Genomic DNA, 17,398 nt, shown 5'->3' with positions numbered 1-17,398 from the left:
AGGCTTTTGGCGCTACATAACTACCGACTGCGTTGTTAGTCCGCCTTGCCGATCGGCATCTGTGCCTGCGCCTCGCCCGGCGTGACCACCTCGCTCAGGTCGATATGCTTGAACACCGGCTTCGCCCCCAGCCGCGCATTGAAGCGGGTGTTGAAGCTGAACGGGTCCTCCGTTGGCACCGCCAGCGAACGCCCGTACACCGCGGCGATCCCGGCCGGGTCGTAACCAAGCAGCTGCAACAGGGTCGGGAAGATGTTGTAGTGGCTGGAGCGGTCTTTGTTGGCCGCCAGGTGCGCCTGCCAATCGAGGGTGTGCAAACCCTGGCCCTGAATCACCACCAGCGGCACCAGGCCCTCCTCTTCCACCGGGTTGCTGTCGCAGTGCGTATTCAGGCCGGGGTTGCCGCGTTCGTGCAGGTCCTGGCCGTGGTCGGAGGTGTAGATGAGTACCGCCTGGCTAAGATCAGCTTGGGCGAACAGGCGATTGAAGAACTCGCCGACATTCCACAACAGGCTGTTCATGTACGAATTGCGGTACAGCACCCAGTCTTCGGGCTGACCGGAAAACCCATCGCGCCGGCCGGTATCGGTGATGTCGGTGTACTGCCCGCGCGGCAAGGCCGGGCGGTAGGTCATGAAGTCGTCCGGGTACTTGTCGTGCACGGGGAAATGCACGCCAACCTTGTTGATCACGATCAGCTGCGCCTTTTCATCGCCCAACAGTTCAGTGAGCTTGGCCGCTGCGGCCATGTCGCGGTCGCGCACCGGGGTGCTGTCGAACTGGATGAACTGGTCGATGTCGCGTTTTTCCGCCGCATTCATCAGGTTCTGCAGGTTGCCGCCCGTGCGCTGGGCATCGATGTATACGGTGCCAAGCCCTGCGACCTTGGCGTATTGCCAGATCGACGGCAGGGTCGAGTTGATGCGCAGGTAGTCGTCACGGGTGCCGCCATAGCGCAGGGTGACGTTGGTGTCGGAGCTGCAATTGGCAATCGAGGCGGCGTAGCCATAGTTGAAGATACTGACCCCGGGGCGCGCCTGGTTGAGCTGGCTGCGTACGCCATGGGCGGTGTTCAGGTCCAGGTAATTGCCCGAGACGCTTTCGTCGATGATCAGCACGATGTCGCGGGCCAGGGCCGGGCCGCTGCGGGCCAGGGTCACCGGTTCGCGCGGGCCAACGCTGTCGTGCAGCGATTCGTAGAGCATCAGGTTGGCGTAGGCCAGTGGCGTGTACATGATCGGCAGGCCGCGGGCCCCCTCGCCGGCGCGCACGAACAGGATCGCGGTGAGCAAGGCGATGCCCAGCAGCGGCGCGGCCCACGGCAGTGCCCTGGGCCCTGGCACGCTGTGCCGTGGTGCGAGCCCCAGGCCCAGCAGCAACAGCAACGACCTGCCCAGCACCTGCAGGATCACGCTGTGGTACTGCTCGATGGCTTCACCGACAAAACCACCGGAATACACCATCGAGATAAAGCCGCTGTAGGTCAGGTAGTCGGCGGTAATGCGCGTGTAGGCATCGAAAAACACCGCGCTGGCGCTGAACACCAGGGCCAGGCCCCAGCGCAGCCAGGCCTGGCGGATGTTGGCGCACAGCAGCAAGGCCAGCACCAGCAGCACCAGTACACCGACATACAACAGCAACGCCGGGCTCAGGCCGATGGCCTGAAAGCGCTCGATGTAGTACGGGTAGTTGCTCAGCAGGTACAGCGCGAGCAGCAGTTCCTTGAAATATCTGTGCATCTCTCCCTCGCCAGCAACGCTTGCAACTGCCCCGGACACTGACACGTTAGCAGTGCCCCGACAAAGCGCAAACCGGAACAACGTCAATTTTATGACTCAACTTGGCAGCGCCAATTCTGACAGTTCAAAAATGCGAAAACGTTGCATTCGTGAAACAGTGATATCCGTTAAGCCCTTGTTTACCGGGGGCTGCGACCGTTCATCGTTTTGCTATGCGGCAATTGGCCAGTGCTTACTCAAGCTAACTCACGGATTTAGAACGGCTTGATGGCAAAAAGCCTAAAACTTAGCCTGTGTAAATCAGACGAAACATGCCATTTCATTGACACGACTTCCTACGGGTGGGCTATACCGAAATCACACCACTGTTTCATCCTCATTACTCCATACGAGGCACGCCGACATGGACGTGAGCGTATTTGGCACCGGCTATGTCGGTCTTGTACAAGCTGCAGCCCTCGCAGACGTAGGACACCGGGTTCTGTGCATCGATATTGATGCGCACAAGATCAGTCAACTGCGTCAGGGCGTACCGCCAATCAGCGAACCCGGCCTTTCGAGCATGCTCGAAGAAAACATCAAGGAAGGCCGCCTGCTGTTCAGTACCCAGGCCAGTGACGCCGTCAACCACGCCGAACTGATCTTCATTGCCGTCGGCACGCCGCCGGACGAAGACGGCTCGGCCGACCTCTCCCATGTCCTGGGGGTGACCCGGCAGATCGCCGGGCTGATGGACGCCGACCGCACCCTGATCATCAAGTCCACCGTGCCGGTCGGTACCGCCGACAAGGTCGCCGCCCTGGCCCGCGACGAACTGGAGCGCCTGGGCAAAGGTGCGCTGAAGGTACGGGTGGTGTCCAACCCCGAGTTCCTTAAAGAAGGCAGCGCGTTGGCCGATTGCATGCGCCCGGACCGGATCATCGTCGGCACCGCCGACAACCAGGCCCATGACCAGCTTGCCGAGCTCTACGCGCCCTTCTGCCGCAATCATGAAAAGCTCATGTTCATGGACAACCGCAGCGCCGAGCTGACCAAGTACGCGGCCAACGCCATGCTCGCCACGCGCATCAGCTTCATGAACGAGCTGGCCAACCTCACCGAGCACCTGGGCGCCGACATCGAAGCCGTGCGCAAGGGCATCGGCTCCGACCCGCGCATCGGCTATCACTTTATCTACCCGGGTTGCGGCTTTGGCGGTTCGTGCTTTCCCAAGGACCTGCGCGCCCTGCTGCACACTGCCGAGCATAGCGGCATGCCGCTGCGCTTGCTGCAAAGTGTCAGCGAGGTCAACGACGCGCAACGGCAGATCCTCTTCGCCAAGCTCAAGCAACGCTTCCCCGGCAGCCTGGCGGGCAAGTCGATTGCCGTCTGGGGCCTGGCCTTCAAGCCCAACACCGACGACATGCGCGAAGCGCCCAGCCGCTACCTGATGGAAGCGCTGTGGGCCGAAGGCGCCACCGTGTGCGCCTTCGATCCGGAGGCGATGTCCGAATGCCGGCGCCTCTACGGCTACCGCAAAGACCTGCAACTGTGCGCCACCCGCGACGACACCCTGGAAGACGCCGATGCCCTGGTGATCTGCACCGAGTGGAAGACCTTTCGCGTGGTCGACTTCGCCCTGCTGGCCAAGAAGCTGCGCAGCCGCCTGATCATCGACGGGCGCAACCTGTACAACCCCGATCAGGTCGCCACCTTCGGCCTGAGCTACATTGGCATCGGCCTGCGCCAGGTCCAGCCGGAGGTGCCGGCGCCATGAAGATCCTGGTCACCGGCGCTGCCGGTTTCATTGGCGCTCATTGCAGCCTGCGACTGTTGCGCGACGGCCATCAGGTGATCGGCCTGGACAACTTCAACGACTACTACGACCCGGCGCTCAAAGAAGCACGGGTGCGCTGGGTCGAAGCCGAAGCGGGTCCGTTGACCCTGTACCGCCTGGACCTCAACGATGCCGCCGGCATGGCCGAACTGTTCGCCAGCGAGCAACCCGACGTGGTGATTCACCTGGCCGCGCAAGCCGGGGTGCGCTACTCGCTGGAGAACCCGCGGGCCTATATCGACAGCAACCTCTGCGGCTTTCTCAACATTCTCGAAGGCTGCCGCCGCCATCCCGTGCAGCACCTGCTGTATGCCTCGTCGAGCTCGGTGTACGGCGCCAACCAGCACACCCCGTACCGGGTCGAGGATGCCGTCGACCATCCGTTGTCGCTGTACGCCGCGACCAAAAAGGCCAACGAGGCCATGGCCCACAGCTACAGCCACCTGTTCGGCATTCCCGCCAGCGGCTTGCGTTTCTTTACCGTGTACGGCCCCTGGGGCCGTCCGGACATGTCGCCGATCCAGTTTGCCCGGGCGATTGCCGAGGGCCGGCCGATCCAGCTGTTCAACTATGGCCAGCACCAGCGCGACTTCACCTACATCGACGACATCGTCGAAAGCCTGGTGCGCCTGATTCCCCTGGCGCCACAGGCCAACCCGGGCTGGGACCGCGATCAACCGGACGCGGCCAGCAGCCATGCACCGTGGCGCTTGTTCAACATCGGCGGCCAGCGCCCGGTGGAGCTCACCGACTACGTCGCGCTGCTGGAAAAACACCTGCAGCGCAAGGCAGCCATCGAACTGCTGCCGCTGCAACCGGGCGATGTGCTAGCCACCTGTGCCGATGGCAGCGCCCTGGAACGGATCACCGGCTTCACCCCCCAGGTTTCGCTGGATGAAGGGCTCGGGCGCTTTATTGCCTGGTTTCATCAGTACTACTCGCACACTGGCAAGGACGCCAAACGCGATAACGGGCAGGCGCCCGAGCATCAACGGAGGGCGGTATGACAGGACAACCTAAAAGTGCGCAACTGCAGGCACTGTACCAAGACAAGCGCATGGACCCTGCGCATCGCCAACGCATCGACGCGGCCATTCACATGCAAGGCCGTGGCTGGCTGACCGGCCGCGCTGGCGGGCGTCCCTGGACCCTGTCGCGGACCAACCGGGTGCTGGCCTGTTTCGGCGCCCTGTGCATCCTGGTGCTGATTTCGCCGCTGCTGGTGCCACTGGCCGTACTGGTCAAGCTCAGCAGCCCCGGCCCGGTGTTCTTCGTGCAAAAGCGCACCGGCTACCGCGGCCGCACCTTTGGCATGTACAAGTTCCGCACCATGGTCGCCAACGCCGAAGCCTTGAAGGATTCGGTGCGCCACCTGAACAAGCACGGCGCCGATGCCATCGATTTCAAGATCGACAAGGACCCGCGCGTCACCCCGATCGGCCGCTGGCTGCGGCGCAGCAGCCTGGACGAGTTACCCAACCTGTTCAACGTGGTGCGCGGTGACATGCGCCTGGTCGGCCCCCGCCCCACCTCGTTCAACGCCTATCGCTACAAAGACAACCACCTCGCCCGCCTGAGCATCCACCCCGGCATGACCGGCCTGTGGCAGATCTCCGGACGCAGCGACATAGACTTCGACCAGCGAGTCGAACTGGACCTGAGCTACATCAACGAACAGAGCTTGATGCTGGATCTGAAGATCCTCTTCAAGACTCCTTTCAAAGTCTTCAGCGGCCACGGAGCAAGTTGAATGGACGGTTCTACTTCTAGAAGTCTGACGATCGCCACCCCGAGCGAAACCAACCTGACCTCCACGGTGCTCGATGAAGACCAGCGCATCCTGCTGCTAACCGCCGCCAACACCGGCAGCGGTACCAGCACCAGCGCCCTGGCCTTTGCCAGCCAGTTGGCGTTGATGAGCGGCGGCCCGGTATTGCTGGTCGACAGCAGCCCCAGCAACAACAACCTCAGCCAGCAGTTGAGCCTGCACAAACTGCGCGGTTTCAACGACCTGATGTTCAACCAGGACACCCCGCCGTTGATGCAGGACTGCATCGTGCGCCTGTCCGACCAGCCGTTCGACGTGCTGCCGGCCGGCACCTACAAGCGCGGCAAGGAGCGCCTGAACCCCGACCTGCTGCGCGTGCTGCTCAAGCACATGGGCGAGCACTACCGCTTTGTGGTGGTCGACGGCGAGGCGGTGTACGCCAGCGCCGACAGCCTGATCATCGGCACCCTGGTCGATGGCGTGGTGCTGGTGGTGTGCGCCGAGGAAACCCGGTGGGAAGTGGCCCAGGCCGCCGCCCAGCGCCTGACCCAGGCCGGCGCCAGGCTGATCGGCAGCGTGTTCAACCGGCGCAAGTACTACATGCCCAAGTGGCTGTACAACAACCTTTAGGCCAGCAGCCCAGGAGCCTCACATGAAATACACGACGTTCGCGCTGTGCCTGCTGACCCTGGCCGGCTGCGCCAATCAGGACACCCGGCAGATGCCGGTACAGATCATGACCGCCGCCCCGGCCAACGCCCAGGATGCCGAGTTGCCGCGCAGCGAGCAGGTGCTGCGCCCGCAGGACGTGCTCGATGTGATCTTCCACATCAGCACCAGCGGATCGGCGTCGTACCGCATCCAGTCCGGCGACACCGTCGGCCTGGCCTTCCCCGCCGCCAGTTCGCTCAACGGCAACCAGCTGGTGCTGCCCGACGGCACCATCGAGCTGCCACGGGCCAACACCTCGGTGAACATCGCCGGGCAAACCCCGGATGAAGCCCGGCGCACCATCCAGCAGGCGTACCGCAACAAACGCCTGTTCCAGCCGGGGCGTGACAACGTCACCGTGCAGGTGATCAGCCCGCTGACCAACGAGCAGAACCTCAAGAGCGCCCTCAACCACCCGGCCACCGGCATGAGCCGCGAGATCACCGTGGGCAGCGACGGCCAGGCCAGCTTTCCGGAAATCGGCTCGGTACCGCTGCAGGGCATGACCGTCACGCAACTGCAGACCTACCTGAACAAACGCTACGCCGACCTGCCCGGGCGGATGACCGTGGACGTGATGCTCAAGTCCACTGCGGTCAACGAGATCTACGTGCTGGGTGAAGTCGGCCAGCCCGGCGCCTACCCGATCCGCCGCCCGGTATCGGTGCTCGAAGCCCTGACCCTGGCCCGTGGCCCGAACGTCAAGGCCCGGCTCGATTCGGTGGTGATCATGCGCCGCAACGGCAACCAGGTGCAGGCCGTGCCGTACAACGTCGACAAGGCCCTGGATGCCAGCGCGGCGCAAGTGGCTTATCTGCAGCCGGACGACATGCTTTACGTGCCCAAGACCAAGCTCGCCAGCGCCGGCGACCTGGCCCGGCAACTGGCTGACGTGGTGCTGTTCCAGGGAGTGGGCTTCAGCTTCGGTTATCGCGTTGACAACAAAGACAGCGACAACAACTAATCCCAGGCGGGTATCCGAGCATGAATACAAAAGAAAACTACCTGCATGAATTCTTCAGGATCTTCTTCGCCAACCGCCAATTGGTGAAACGAGTCTTCCTGGTGTTCGCAGTGATCGCCTTGCTGTTGCCCCTGGTGCTCAAACAGAGCTTCGATATCACTGCGGAAGTGATCGTGCAGTCGAAGAAACTGTCCCAGAGCGATACCAACACCGCCCTGGCCCAGGAGACCGACAAGTTCATCCCGCCGTCGCTGGCCGACATGGAAACCGAGAGCAACATCCTGCGCTCGCCGACCCTGATCCGCGAAACCATCAGCCAGCTGCGCGACGAGGGCAAGTACGAGGTGCCGCCAAGCCTGATGCAGCGTGTGGTGTTCGACCCGCTGCGCACGGCGGTGATCAACCCGCTGCGCGAGCACGTGATCAACCCGTTGCGGGCGCGGTTCGGCCTGGAAGTCGACCCGGTGCGCGACACCCAGCTCGATGCCCTCACCGATGACGCCATCAAGGACCTGAAGATCGAGACCCTGCCGGGCTCCAACGTGGTCTCGGTGACCTACAGCTTCCCCGAGCCGAAACTCGGTACGCTGTTCGTCAGCCGCCTGCTCGACAACTACCTGCGCAACCGCCAGAACCTGCAGTCCAACGAGCTGCCCGAGCAGTTCTACGAGCAGAAGAAACTGCAGTACCAGGTGCGCATGGATGACCTCGAAGGCAAGCGCCTGGGGATGCTCGAAAAGATCGGCTCCTCGGACCCCAAAGAAGAGATCACCTTCCGTCTCAACGCCATCAACACCGAAGAACAGGCGCTGAACCTGTACCGCGACCGCCTGCTGCAAAGCCAGCAGTGGCTGGAGTACCTGAAAACCAGCCTGGCCGCGGCCAACAACGCCAACATGCGCGATTTCGCCTTCCCCTACACCTTCACCACCACGGTCGACAACGTGGCCTTCGAAGACCGCGAGATCAAGCAGCTCGGTGAACAGCTGACCACCCTGGTGCTGACCTACGTCAGCGACCTGGCGGTGTTCCAGCCCGGCAGCGAGCAGATGCTGCTGCAACGCGAGCAGATCGCCAAGACCCGCCAGCAGTTCCTCAAGATCGTCGCCAACCGCATCAAGGAGCGCGAAAAAGACCTGGCCGTGGTGCAGAACGTGATCGCCCAGAAGACCGCGCGCATTGCTGACTTCAAAGGCCGCGTGCACCAGTTGCAAGAGACCCAGAGCAAGGCGCGCCAGCTCGACACCGAGATCGACGCCCTGCACAAGGCCTACTTCACCTACACCCAGCGCTACGAAGAATCGCGCGGTGCCGACCTGCTGGACGGTCTGTCCAACGCGCGGATCCTCAGCGCCCCGTACGAGCCTGCCGAGGCGGCGTTTCCCAAGCCGCTGCTGATCGTACCGTTCGGCATGCTCACCGGCCTGCTGCTGGCGATTGCCCTGGTGTACGTCAAAGAGTTCTTTGACCGGCGCTTCAAGCACCCGGCGCAAATCAGCCATCAACTGGACCTGCCGGTACTGCTGGTGATCAACGACCAGACACCGGAAACCCCCAACCCCTACAAAGGCTGGTCGCTGCCGCGGCTGGTGCACTGGGTGCGCAATTGAACGCAGCCCTGACCCCGCCACGGCCGATCCTGCACCTGCTCAGCAGTGGTGGTTTCTACGGCGCCGAGCGGATGCTGCTGGACCACTGCCAGGCCACCCCGGGGCAGCACCAAGTGCTGTTTCTCGGGGCCCCGGAGCAACTGGTGGCGCGTTTTCGCGCCGCCGGCGTGGCCTGCCAGACCTGCGACGGGGTGGGCGAGCTGCTCAGCGTACTGCGCCAGCGTCACGATCAGCAGCCGCTGATCAACAGCCACAACTTCAAGGGCCTGCTGTTCGGCTGGCTGGGCGCCAGGTTGTGGCGCCTGCCGATGGTCGCCACCCAGCATGGTTTTACCCCCACCAGCCGCAAACAGCGCCTGTACACCTGGATCAGCCTGCAACTGTGCCGCACCGCCACCATCGAACGGGTGGTCTGCGTGGCCGAGAGCATCAAGCGCATCCATCGCCAGGCCGGGGTTGCCGAAGCCAAGCTGCAGGTCATCCCCAACGGCTTGCCCGAGGCCGACGCCCTGCCCGCGCGCAATCATGGCGATGGCCGCTGGCTGGCCGGTTATGTCGGGCGATTGAGCAGTGAAAAAGGCCCGGACCTGTTTCTCGATACCCTGATCCCGCTGTGCCAGCGCCACCCGCAGCTCGATGCGGTGATGCTCGGCGACGGCCCGGAGCGCGACGCGCTGCAAGCGCGCATCGACGCCGCGGAGTTGAGCCAGCGCATCCGCCTGCCGGGGTTTCAGGCCGACATGCGCCAGTGGATGGCGCGCCTGGATACCCTGGTGATCAGCTCGCGCACCGAAGGCACGCCGATGATCCTGCTCGAAGCCATGCAGGATGGCGTGCCGGTGGTGGCCTTTGGCGTCGGTGGTATCCCCGATGTGATCGAACACGGGCATAGCGGCCTGCTGGCCCGGCCCCTGGCGGTGCAAGAGCTGGCGGCGCAGCTTGAGGCGCTGATGCTCGACCCGGCCCAGGCCGGCGAGCTGATCGCCCAGGCGCGGCGCACCCAACGCGAACGTTATCACCTGCCGACGCTGGCGCAACGCTGGGCCCGAGTGTACCTGGGCGCAGCCAAGGAGACCTGCGCATGATCATCCCCCTGTCGCTGATCGGCCTGCTGGCCATTGCCTGCCTGGCGCTGCTGGCCAGCCCCTACCCGTTCCTCGCCCCCGGCGCGGTCATCGGCCTGGCCGGTTTGCTGGCGCTGTACAAACGCCCGGCCTGGGGCCTGCTGGCGATCATCACCCTGGTACCGCTGGAAGGCCTGTTCAAGGACAGCCAACTGACCGCCACCAAACTGATCGGCGCGGCCCTGGCCCTGGTGCTGGTGCTGCAACTGGCAGTCAAGCAACTGCCCGCCGAGCGCCTGCGCAGCCCCATGTGGCGGCTGTTGCTGGGTTTTCTGGCGCTGTACCTGCTGAGTTTGTGGGCCAGCGACAGCAGCGAGATGTCCCTGGGGCATTTTCGTGAACTGGCGGTGGGCCTGCTGCTGTTCGGCATCACCCTGCTGATCGGCCGCGACCTCAACCTGCCGATGATGTACCGGCTGGTGACCTTAAGCGTCGGCCTGACCTGCATCATGGCCATGGTCTCGGCCAAGTACCAGGACGAAGGCCGCGCCGCCGGCCTTTTGGAAGACCCCAACCTATTCGCCATGCTCATCGCCATTGCCGTACCGATGGCCCTGTGGCTGGTGTTCAACAGCCCCCGACGGCTGCACAAGCTGTTCTGGATCGCCTGCTGCATCCTCCTGCTGGCGGGCATGACCAAGACCAACTCGCGCTCCGGCCTGGTGGTGCTGTTGATCAGCCTGGGGATTGTCCTGGTGCACTACCGCACCCAGGTCGCCCACCTGCGCCCGCGGCACCTGGGCTTTGCCATGCTCGGCCTGGCGATCCTGCTGCCGACCCTGGTGGCGCTGATGCCGGAAAGCTACGTGGCGCGCATCCAGTCGCTGGCACTGCTCAAGTCCGGGGTCAATGCCTTCAAGGATGACTCCCTGGGTCGGCGCTCCTCCTACATCGTGGTCGGCAGCAAGATGATCCGCGAGCATCCAGTGCTGGGCACCGGCCCGGGTACCTTCCCCCTGCACTACGCCACCACCGGTTATGCCAAGGCCTTCTCGGCCAACCGCAAGGTTGGCGACCTGTACCGCCGGGCACACAACACCTACCTGGAGATTTTCAGCGAAGTCGGCATACCGGCCGGCATCCTCTTCGTCGGCCTGGTGCTGATGGCGCTGTACAACGTCTGGTACGCCCGGCGCCTGTGGCTGCGCCAGGGTGATCACGCCCAGGCGGATCTATTGACGCACCTGTGCATGAGCATGCTCGCCATCAGCCTGTTCCTGATGTTCCTCAGTGCGCCCAACCACAAATACCTGTGGATCCTGCTGGCGCTGTCCAGCGTGCTGCGCCTGAAGGCTGAACAGGCACAACTGGCGCAGGTGAAGGCATGAAAGTCAGCGTCGTGGTGCCGATGTTCAACGAGGCGCGGCACATTGCCCGGACCCTGCAGTCGGCCATGCAAGCCGCCGCCGATGCCGGCCTCGAATGCGAGTTGGTGGTGGTCGACAACGGCTCCAGCGATGACGGCCCGCAGATCGCCCGCAGCCTCGGTGCCCAGGTGCTGAGCCTGCCGGGGCTGACCATCGGCGCCCTGCGCAACCGTGGCGTGCAGGCCAGCAGCGGTGAGTGGCTGGCGTTCCTCGATGCCGATATCGAAGTGCCGGAGCACTGGCTGAGCCTGCTACTCGACCTGCATGCCGAAGGCCGTGGCGATGTGTTTGCCCTGGACTGCGACACCCCGCGCCTGGCGCCCTGGTTCGCCCGCGCCTGGCAACGGCGCACCCTGCGCGCAGGCTTGCCGGCGCTGCACCGCATGCAATGGCTGCCGACCCCCAACCTGCTGATGCAGCGCCACTGGTTCGACCAGGTCGGCGGCTTTAGCGAAACCCTGCGCACCGGCGAAGACAAGGACTTTACCTGGCACCTGAACAAGGCCGGCGCACGCCTGCTGGCCCTGCGCGACCCGGTGGTGCTGCACTGGGGTTTCGAGGGCAGCTGGAGCGAGTGGCTGGGCAAGGAGCTGTGGCGCCAGGGCAGTAACCTGCAACTGCTGCGCTGCAATGGCTTGAGCCTGCGCCTGCTGCGCTTCCCGCTGTTGTCACTGGCTGCCTGGTTGCTCGATGCCCTGGCCTTGTTGGCGCTGCTCGATGGTTACCCGCACGTGGCGCTGTTCATGCTGTTCGTCACCAGTGTCCCGGCGCTGGTGCTGAGCCTGCGCCAGAGCCTGAAACACCGTGATCTGCTGTTCGCCCTGCAGCTCTGGGGCCTGCACTGGATCCGCCTGCACCTGGCCGGCGCGGCCTTCGTGCTCAGCCTGTTCAACTGGAGCGCAAGGAGGCCCGCCCGTGGCTGAATTCATTTTTTGGTTGTGCCTGTTGCTGCCGTTTTATGCCTGGCTAGGCTACCCCTTGCTGCTCACCGTGCTGGGGCCGTTGTTCCCGCGCCACACACCGGCAGCGCTGCCACCGCAACGGGTTAGCGTGGTGGTGGCCGCGCACAACGAGGAACGCAACATCGACAACAAGCTGCGCAACCTGCTGGCCCAGGATTATCACGCTGAAAGCCTGCAGATCGTCGTCGCCAGCGATGGCTCCAGCGACCGCACCGTGGCCCTGGCGCGCAGCTTCGACGACCCGCGCATTCGGGTCCTGGACCTGCCGCGGATGGGCAAGAACAGCGTGCTCAACGTCGCCGTCACCCAGTGCACGGGCGACATCGTGGTGTTCACCGATGCCGATGTGCACTGGATCGACGGCACCCTGGCGGCGTTGCTGGCGCCTTTTGCCGACCCGCAGGTCGGCGGCACGGTCGGCAAGATGATCATCCCGGTGGCCGGCAAGGGCCTGAGCCTGGGCGAAAGCCTGTACCGCCACTACGAAGCCTGGCTGCGACGGGTGGAAAGCCGCACCGGTTGCACGGTGTCCGCCGACGGCGCCCTGCAGGCCGTGCGCCGCGAGCTGTACCAGCCGATCCCGGCGCGGGTCAACGACGACTTCTATATCAATACCTGTGCGCCGGTCGCCGGCAAGCGCGTGGTGTATGTCGACGAGGCCCAGGTCCTCGACCAGGGCGTGGACGAAGCCGACCGCCAGTTCAGCCGTCGCCAGCGGGTCACCGTCGGCGGCCTGATCAGCCTGGCCGCCCGCCGCGAACTGCTCAACCCGCTGCGCCATGGCTTGTACGCCATTGCCCTGATCAGCCACAAGCTGATCCGCCGCCTGGCGCCGGTGCTGTTGCTGCCCTTGCTGCTGGCCAACCTGTGGTTGTTCGATGGCCACGGCTTTTACCAACTGACCCTGGCCGCGCAACTGCTTGGCTATGCCATTGCCATCGCCGGCCTGCTGGATGTGCGCCAACGCCTGCCCAAACCGTTTCGCCTGGCGGCCTTCGTGCTGGTGACCCTGGCCGGCATGAGCGTCGGCCTGTGGCAGTTCTTGCGCGGGCACAGCTACAACCAATGGAACCCCGACCAGACTCGATGAGCACCTGACATGCCGATAAAAACCAGTATCAAGCGTGCCAGCGGTTGGTTTTACCTCAACTCGCCCAAGGGTCGCAGCCAGTTGCGCGGCGCCGGCGTAATCCTCATGTTGCACCGGGTGCTGGCCGACGACAGCAGCGCCGCCCTGCCCCATCGCAACGAACTGTGCGTCGGCCCCCAGGCCTTCGAGCGTTTGCTGCGCTGGCTGCAACGCTACTTTGACTGCGTGCACCTGATGGACCTGCTGAAAACCCACGAGCAGCCGCGCAACGGCGGCCGGCCCAAGGTCGCCCTGACCTTCGACGACGGCTGGCGCGACAATGCCCTCAATGCCTTCCCGCTGCTGCAGCAATACCAGGTGCCGGCGAGCATCTTTTTGTCCACCGACTACATCGGCAGCCGCCAGCGCTTCTGGTGGGAAAGCCTGGGCGAAACCCTCTGGGGCAGCCACGGCGAAACATCGCGCCGGGCGTTGATCGAGCAATTGCGCAAGATCGGCCGGCCGCTGCCGGCCGCCTACTTCATGAGCGATCGGTCCCATGCCCGCAGCCAGGCCCTGGGCAAATACCTGCAAAGCCTGAAAACCCTGAGCCCCATGGCCCTGCATCACCTCACCGATGCCTGCCCGGCCGAATCCCTGCCCCAGGCCCTGGACTGGAACCAGGTGCGTCACCTGGAGAATTCCGGCTTGATCAGCTTCGGCCCCCACGGCGCCAGCCACGCACTGCTGCCTGGCCTGGACGACCAGCGCCTGGAAGAAGAACTGAGCCGCAGCCACTACGCCCTGCAACAAGGCTGCAAACAACCGCTGCCGGTGTACTGCTACCCCAATGGCGACCACGATGCGCGGGTGCGCGAACGCCTGGCCGCGCACCGGTACCCGTTTGCCCTGAGCACCCGCGCCGGGATCTGCCAGGGCCATGACGACCCCCTGGCCCTGCCGCGCATCAGCGTCAGCCAGCGCACCGCCAGCCGGCCTTCCTTGCTGGCCTGGCGCATCAGCCGCGGGGGCCGCCCATGAGCCGCAGCCACTATGTTCGCCACCTGCTGCTGAGCATGGGCACGCGCCTGGCGATGATCGCCCTGCGGCTGATGCGCAACGTGCTGCTGGCGCGCATTCTCGGCCCTAGCGAGCGTGGCCTGTTCGCCCTGCTCAGCACCCTGCCCGACCTGATCAGCGCCGCCACCAGCGGCGGCCTCAATACAGCCGTCGGTTACCAGGCGGCCAAGCAGCGCAGCATGGGCCTGCTACTGAGCCAGGTGCTGATCTACGGCTGCCTGGTGGCCGGCGCCCTGACCCTGATCTGCGTGGCCCTGGCCCGGGCGTTCGGCAACGAACTTGAAGTGACCACCCAGCTCGGCCTGCTGGCCTGGCTGTTGCTGCTGGCGGTGCCGCTGACGGTGCTCAAAAGCGGCCTGCTGACCCTGCACAACGCCACCGGCGGCGTTGGCGCCTTCAACGCCTTGCGCCTGACCGAGTCGCTGGTGCCGCTGCTGCTGTTTGTCGGGATGTTCTGGATGTGGCAGAACGCGGCGCTGGAAGCGGCGCTGATCAGCTGGCTGCTGGGCCTGAGCCTGGTGGTGCTGCTGGGCCTGTACTGGCTCGGCCGGCAACATGCAATCCGCCTGTGCTGGGACCGCAGCGGCCAGCGCGAGCTGCTCTCCTACAGTGCCAAGAGCCATCCGGACCTGTTGTTCCAGCAAGTGATCCTGCGTTCGGACTACCTGTTCATCAGCGCCATGCTCGGCAGTGCGGCGCTGGGCCATTACGCCATGGCCAGCGCTGCCGCCGAACTGTTGCTGATCGTCCCCGAAGCGGTGACCACGCCCTTGATGAAACGCCTGCTGCAGCAGGACGCCGGCATGGACAAACTGACCCCGCTGGCCCTGCGCCTGACCGCCACGGTGATGCTCGGCGCCTGCCTGAGCATGGCGCTGATCGGCGAGTGGCTGATCGTCACCCTGTTCGGCGCCGAATACCAGCCGGCCTACCCGGCCTTGCTGGCCTTGCTGCCCGGGCTGTTCGGCCTGTGCTACGCGAGCATCCTGCGCCTCGACCTGCTGGGCAAGAACCGCCCCGGCACGGTATCGCTGCTGATGGGCCTGGGTGCGGCATTGAACCTGGTGCTCAACGTGCTGCTGATTCCCGTCTACGGCATCGTCGGCGCCGCCATGGCCTCGTCCATTGCCTACCTGGCGGTGACCCTGGCGATGTTGCTGCTGTACTGCAAACTTAGCGGCGTGCCGTTCTGGCAAACCTTGCTGGTACTGCCCAGCGACCTGGCGCCCCTGCGGCAGATGCTGCAACGGCGGCCGGCATGAAACGCGCCGGCCTGGTGTTCGCCACCCTGGTGCTCAGTGCCACGCTGCAGGCTGCGCCCTTGCAATGGGGCGACATTCGCGACGGCAGCCTGTACTTGCAGGCGGCCAAGGCCGACACCGTGACGGTCAGTTGGCAACCGGCCTGGCAGGCCGACGCCAACCCCGAACACATCTTCCTGCTCAATGGCCAGGGCCAGTTGCAGACCGATCGCCCGATCAAGGCCGATGAACCCCGTGGCCGGGTGCAGTGGCCACTGGCGGCGAGCAACAGCGACTACCAACTGGAAATCCCCGGCTACAGCTTCCGGCGTTACCGCATCGAGCACGCCGACAGCACCCGCGCCCTGTTCGCCCCGGCCAAGGTGCATTTCAGCGCCGAGGTTGGGCCCAACGTCGAGCTGTACTTCAAAGTGCCCGCGGGCGAGAAAGCCAGCCTGGCCGGCAAGTACCACGGCGGCGTGCGCGGCCTGCAGGTGCAGCGCCTGGGCGATGCTCAACAGCTGAGCCTGGCGCTCAAGCCCTACCCCGCCTACTGGCAGTTCGATCGCCTGGCGCTACCGCAGTCGAGTAAAGAGCAGACCTTCCGCCTGCAACTGCAAGGGCGCGGCAAGGTGGCGTTCTGGCTCGACGGCAGCGCCAACCTGTTCGCCCAGCAGCCCGGGCAACTGCGGCCGCTGCACAACAGCGACGGCAAGGTCGCGCTAACCCTCGGCCACACGGTGCTGGGCCGCACCCCGGACCTGGGCGTCAACCTGCCCTATGTGCTGCCGCCGCCGTCCAGCTACGCCGTGCTCGATGCATTGCAGCCGCAAGCCGCCGGCTACTACAGCTTTGCCGACCTGCTCGCGCGCAAGCCGGGGTACGAAACGGCATTCCGCAGCTTTTACCAGCAACGCTACACCATCAAACAGGACATCACCCTGCTGGCCGGCACCGGCCGCGAATCGGTACTGGCCGCCGACCGCACCAGCCACGACGGCCTCGACGACTGGCTGAACACCACCCGCAAGCTGGGCGGCAGCACCCTGCACTACCTGGCCTTCGCCGACGAGCCCAACCTCAACTACAGCGACTACCCAAGCTTCAGCCGCTACTTCCAGGCCATGGCCGAGCGCGTGCAACGCAGCCCCGGCGCCCGCGAAGCCGGGGTGCGCATCGCCATGCCGGCCAGCTCCCGGCTGGTCAACGGCCCGTTGCACGGCAGCAGCGAAAAACGCATCGGCCTGGACTGGGCGCGGCGCCTGCTCAAGGAGCATGGCAGCCAGATCGACGCCCTGGCCTGGCACGAATGGATGGTCCGCGACCTGCTGGCCACCCGCAGCTACCGCGATTCGGTGCGCCAGGCGGCCAACCTGGTCGGCCTCAACGCCCAGGGCCGGCCAAACAAGGCCCTGCTGCTCGACCAGACCAACCTTTCCAGCGGTTCGAGCCTGAGCCCCTACGACCAGGAAACCCACTTCACCGCCCTGTGGTGGACCTCGGTGGTGATCAACGCCTCCCAGGACGGCCTGCTCGACATGCTCAACTGGTTCCATGTCGCCGACGAACCCGAGTGGCCCAAAGGCATGGTCCGGGTGCTCGGCGAGAACCGCTTTGAGCTCAAGCCGGTGGGCCTGGCCCAGCAGTTCATCCAGCAGCACTGGCTCGACCAGGTGCTGGCCCTGGACAACGACGCCTTCGAGGTCGACGCCCTGGCCATGGCCCGCGGCAAGCAGCGCAGCCTGCTGGGGGTGAACAAGGGCGAGCGCCTGCAGCAGGTAAGCCTGGCCACCGAGCAAGCCTGCCCGCAAGGCGCGCTGAGCTTCTTCGGCCCGGACAACAAGACCCGCAGCGCGCCGTTCGCCTGCGAGCAAGGCCGCATCCACTTTCAATTGCCGGGGCAAACCCTGTTCGCCCTGACCTGGAGCGCGTCATGAGCGCGCACCT

14 protein-coding genes are annotated in these 17,398 nt (G+C 64.9%); 13 read left to right on the top strand and 1 reads right to left on the bottom strand.

Annotation, left to right across the window (positions count from 1 at the left end; all coding sequences use genetic code 11):
- Positions 1–35: 35 nt before the first annotated feature.
- A complete protein-coding gene (locus JV241A_RS11400) occupies positions 36–1,739 on the bottom strand; it encodes a sulfatase-like hydrolase/transferase (RefSeq protein WP_134062551.1) in 1,704 nt (567 codons plus the stop codon).
- 403 nt (positions 1,740–2,142) lie between these two features.
- On the opposite strand from JV241A_RS11400, the gene JV241A_RS11395 reads away from it, so the two are divergent.
- The 13 genes from JV241A_RS11395 to JV241A_RS11335 are packed head-to-tail and all read left to right on the top strand — an operon-like array spanning position 2,143 to position 17,388.
- Entirely contained in the window at positions 2,143–3,495 is a 1,353-nt protein-coding gene (locus JV241A_RS11395) for a UDP-glucose/GDP-mannose dehydrogenase family protein (RefSeq protein WP_134062549.1), read from the top strand.
- A complete protein-coding gene (locus JV241A_RS11390; RefSeq protein WP_134062547.1) occupies positions 3,492–4,562 on the top strand; it encodes an NAD-dependent epimerase in 1,071 nt (356 codons plus the stop codon). Before JV241A_RS11395 ends, JV241A_RS11390 begins: the two co-directional genes overlap by 4 nt.
- Positions 4,559–5,305, top strand: a complete 747-nt coding sequence (locus tag JV241A_RS11385; protein WP_115086522.1) for a sugar transferase — start codon at positions 4,559–4,561, stop codon at positions 5,303–5,305. Before JV241A_RS11390 ends, JV241A_RS11385 begins: the two co-directional genes overlap by 4 nt.
- Positions 5,306–5,953 carry a CpsD/CapB family tyrosine-protein kinase gene (locus JV241A_RS11380; RefSeq protein ID WP_115086521.1) on the top strand — a complete coding sequence of 216 codons (648 nt, stop codon included), beginning with the start codon at positions 5,306–5,308 and terminating at the stop codon, positions 5,951–5,953. It begins immediately after the preceding gene.
- Positions 5,954–5,975: 22 nt separating this feature from the next.
- Positions 5,976–6,998, top strand: a complete 1,023-nt coding sequence (locus tag JV241A_RS11375) for a polysaccharide biosynthesis/export family protein (protein ID WP_115086520.1) — start codon at positions 5,976–5,978, stop codon at positions 6,996–6,998.
- Between the two features lie 20 nt (positions 6,999–7,018).
- A complete protein-coding gene (locus JV241A_RS11370) occupies positions 7,019–8,608 on the top strand; it encodes a lipopolysaccharide biosynthesis protein (RefSeq protein WP_134062545.1) in 1,590 nt (529 codons plus the stop codon).
- The gene (locus JV241A_RS11365) at positions 8,605–9,693 is read left to right on the top strand and encodes a glycosyltransferase family 4 protein (RefSeq protein ID WP_115086518.1); all 1,089 of its coding nucleotides are present in this window, start codon (positions 8,605–8,607) and stop codon (positions 9,691–9,693) included. The genes JV241A_RS11370 and JV241A_RS11365 overlap by 4 nt, the downstream gene beginning before the upstream one ends.
- Positions 9,690–11,060, top strand: coding sequence for an O-antigen ligase family protein (locus JV241A_RS11360; RefSeq protein WP_134062543.1), 1,371 nt, complete (start codon positions 9,690–9,692; stop codon positions 11,058–11,060). The genes JV241A_RS11365 and JV241A_RS11360 overlap by 4 nt, the downstream gene beginning before the upstream one ends.
- Positions 11,057–12,022 carry a glycosyltransferase gene (locus JV241A_RS11355; protein ID WP_115086516.1) on the top strand — a complete coding sequence of 322 codons (966 nt, stop codon included), beginning with the start codon at positions 11,057–11,059 and terminating at the stop codon, positions 12,020–12,022. Before JV241A_RS11360 ends, JV241A_RS11355 begins: the two co-directional genes overlap by 4 nt.
- The gene (locus JV241A_RS11350) at positions 12,015–13,151 is read left to right on the top strand and encodes a glycosyltransferase family 2 protein (protein WP_115086515.1); all 1,137 of its coding nucleotides are present in this window, start codon (positions 12,015–12,017) and stop codon (positions 13,149–13,151) included. The genes JV241A_RS11355 and JV241A_RS11350 overlap by 8 nt, the downstream gene beginning before the upstream one ends.
- Before the next feature lie 9 nt (positions 13,152–13,160).
- Positions 13,161–14,171 (top strand): polysaccharide deacetylase family protein, encoded by a 1,011-nt coding sequence (locus JV241A_RS11345; protein WP_134062541.1) that lies wholly within the window; start codon positions 13,161–13,163, stop codon positions 14,169–14,171.
- Entirely contained in the window at positions 14,168–15,472 is a 1,305-nt protein-coding gene (locus JV241A_RS11340; protein ID WP_115086513.1) for an oligosaccharide flippase family protein, read from the top strand. The genes JV241A_RS11345 and JV241A_RS11340 overlap by 4 nt, the downstream gene beginning before the upstream one ends.
- Positions 15,469–17,388 (top strand): hypothetical protein, encoded by a 1,920-nt coding sequence (locus JV241A_RS11335; RefSeq protein WP_134062539.1) that lies wholly within the window; start codon positions 15,469–15,471, stop codon positions 17,386–17,388. Before JV241A_RS11340 ends, JV241A_RS11335 begins: the two co-directional genes overlap by 4 nt.
- Positions 17,389–17,398: the final 10 nt, after the last annotated feature.

The sequence above is a fragment of the Pseudomonas sp. JV241A genome (assembly GCF_900275665.1).
GTDB lineage: Bacteria > Pseudomonadota > Gammaproteobacteria > Pseudomonadales > Pseudomonadaceae > Aquipseudomonas > Aquipseudomonas wadenswilerensis.
Note: the sequence above shows the minus strand (reverse complement) of the source record. Positions and strands in the feature narration are given on the sequence as shown.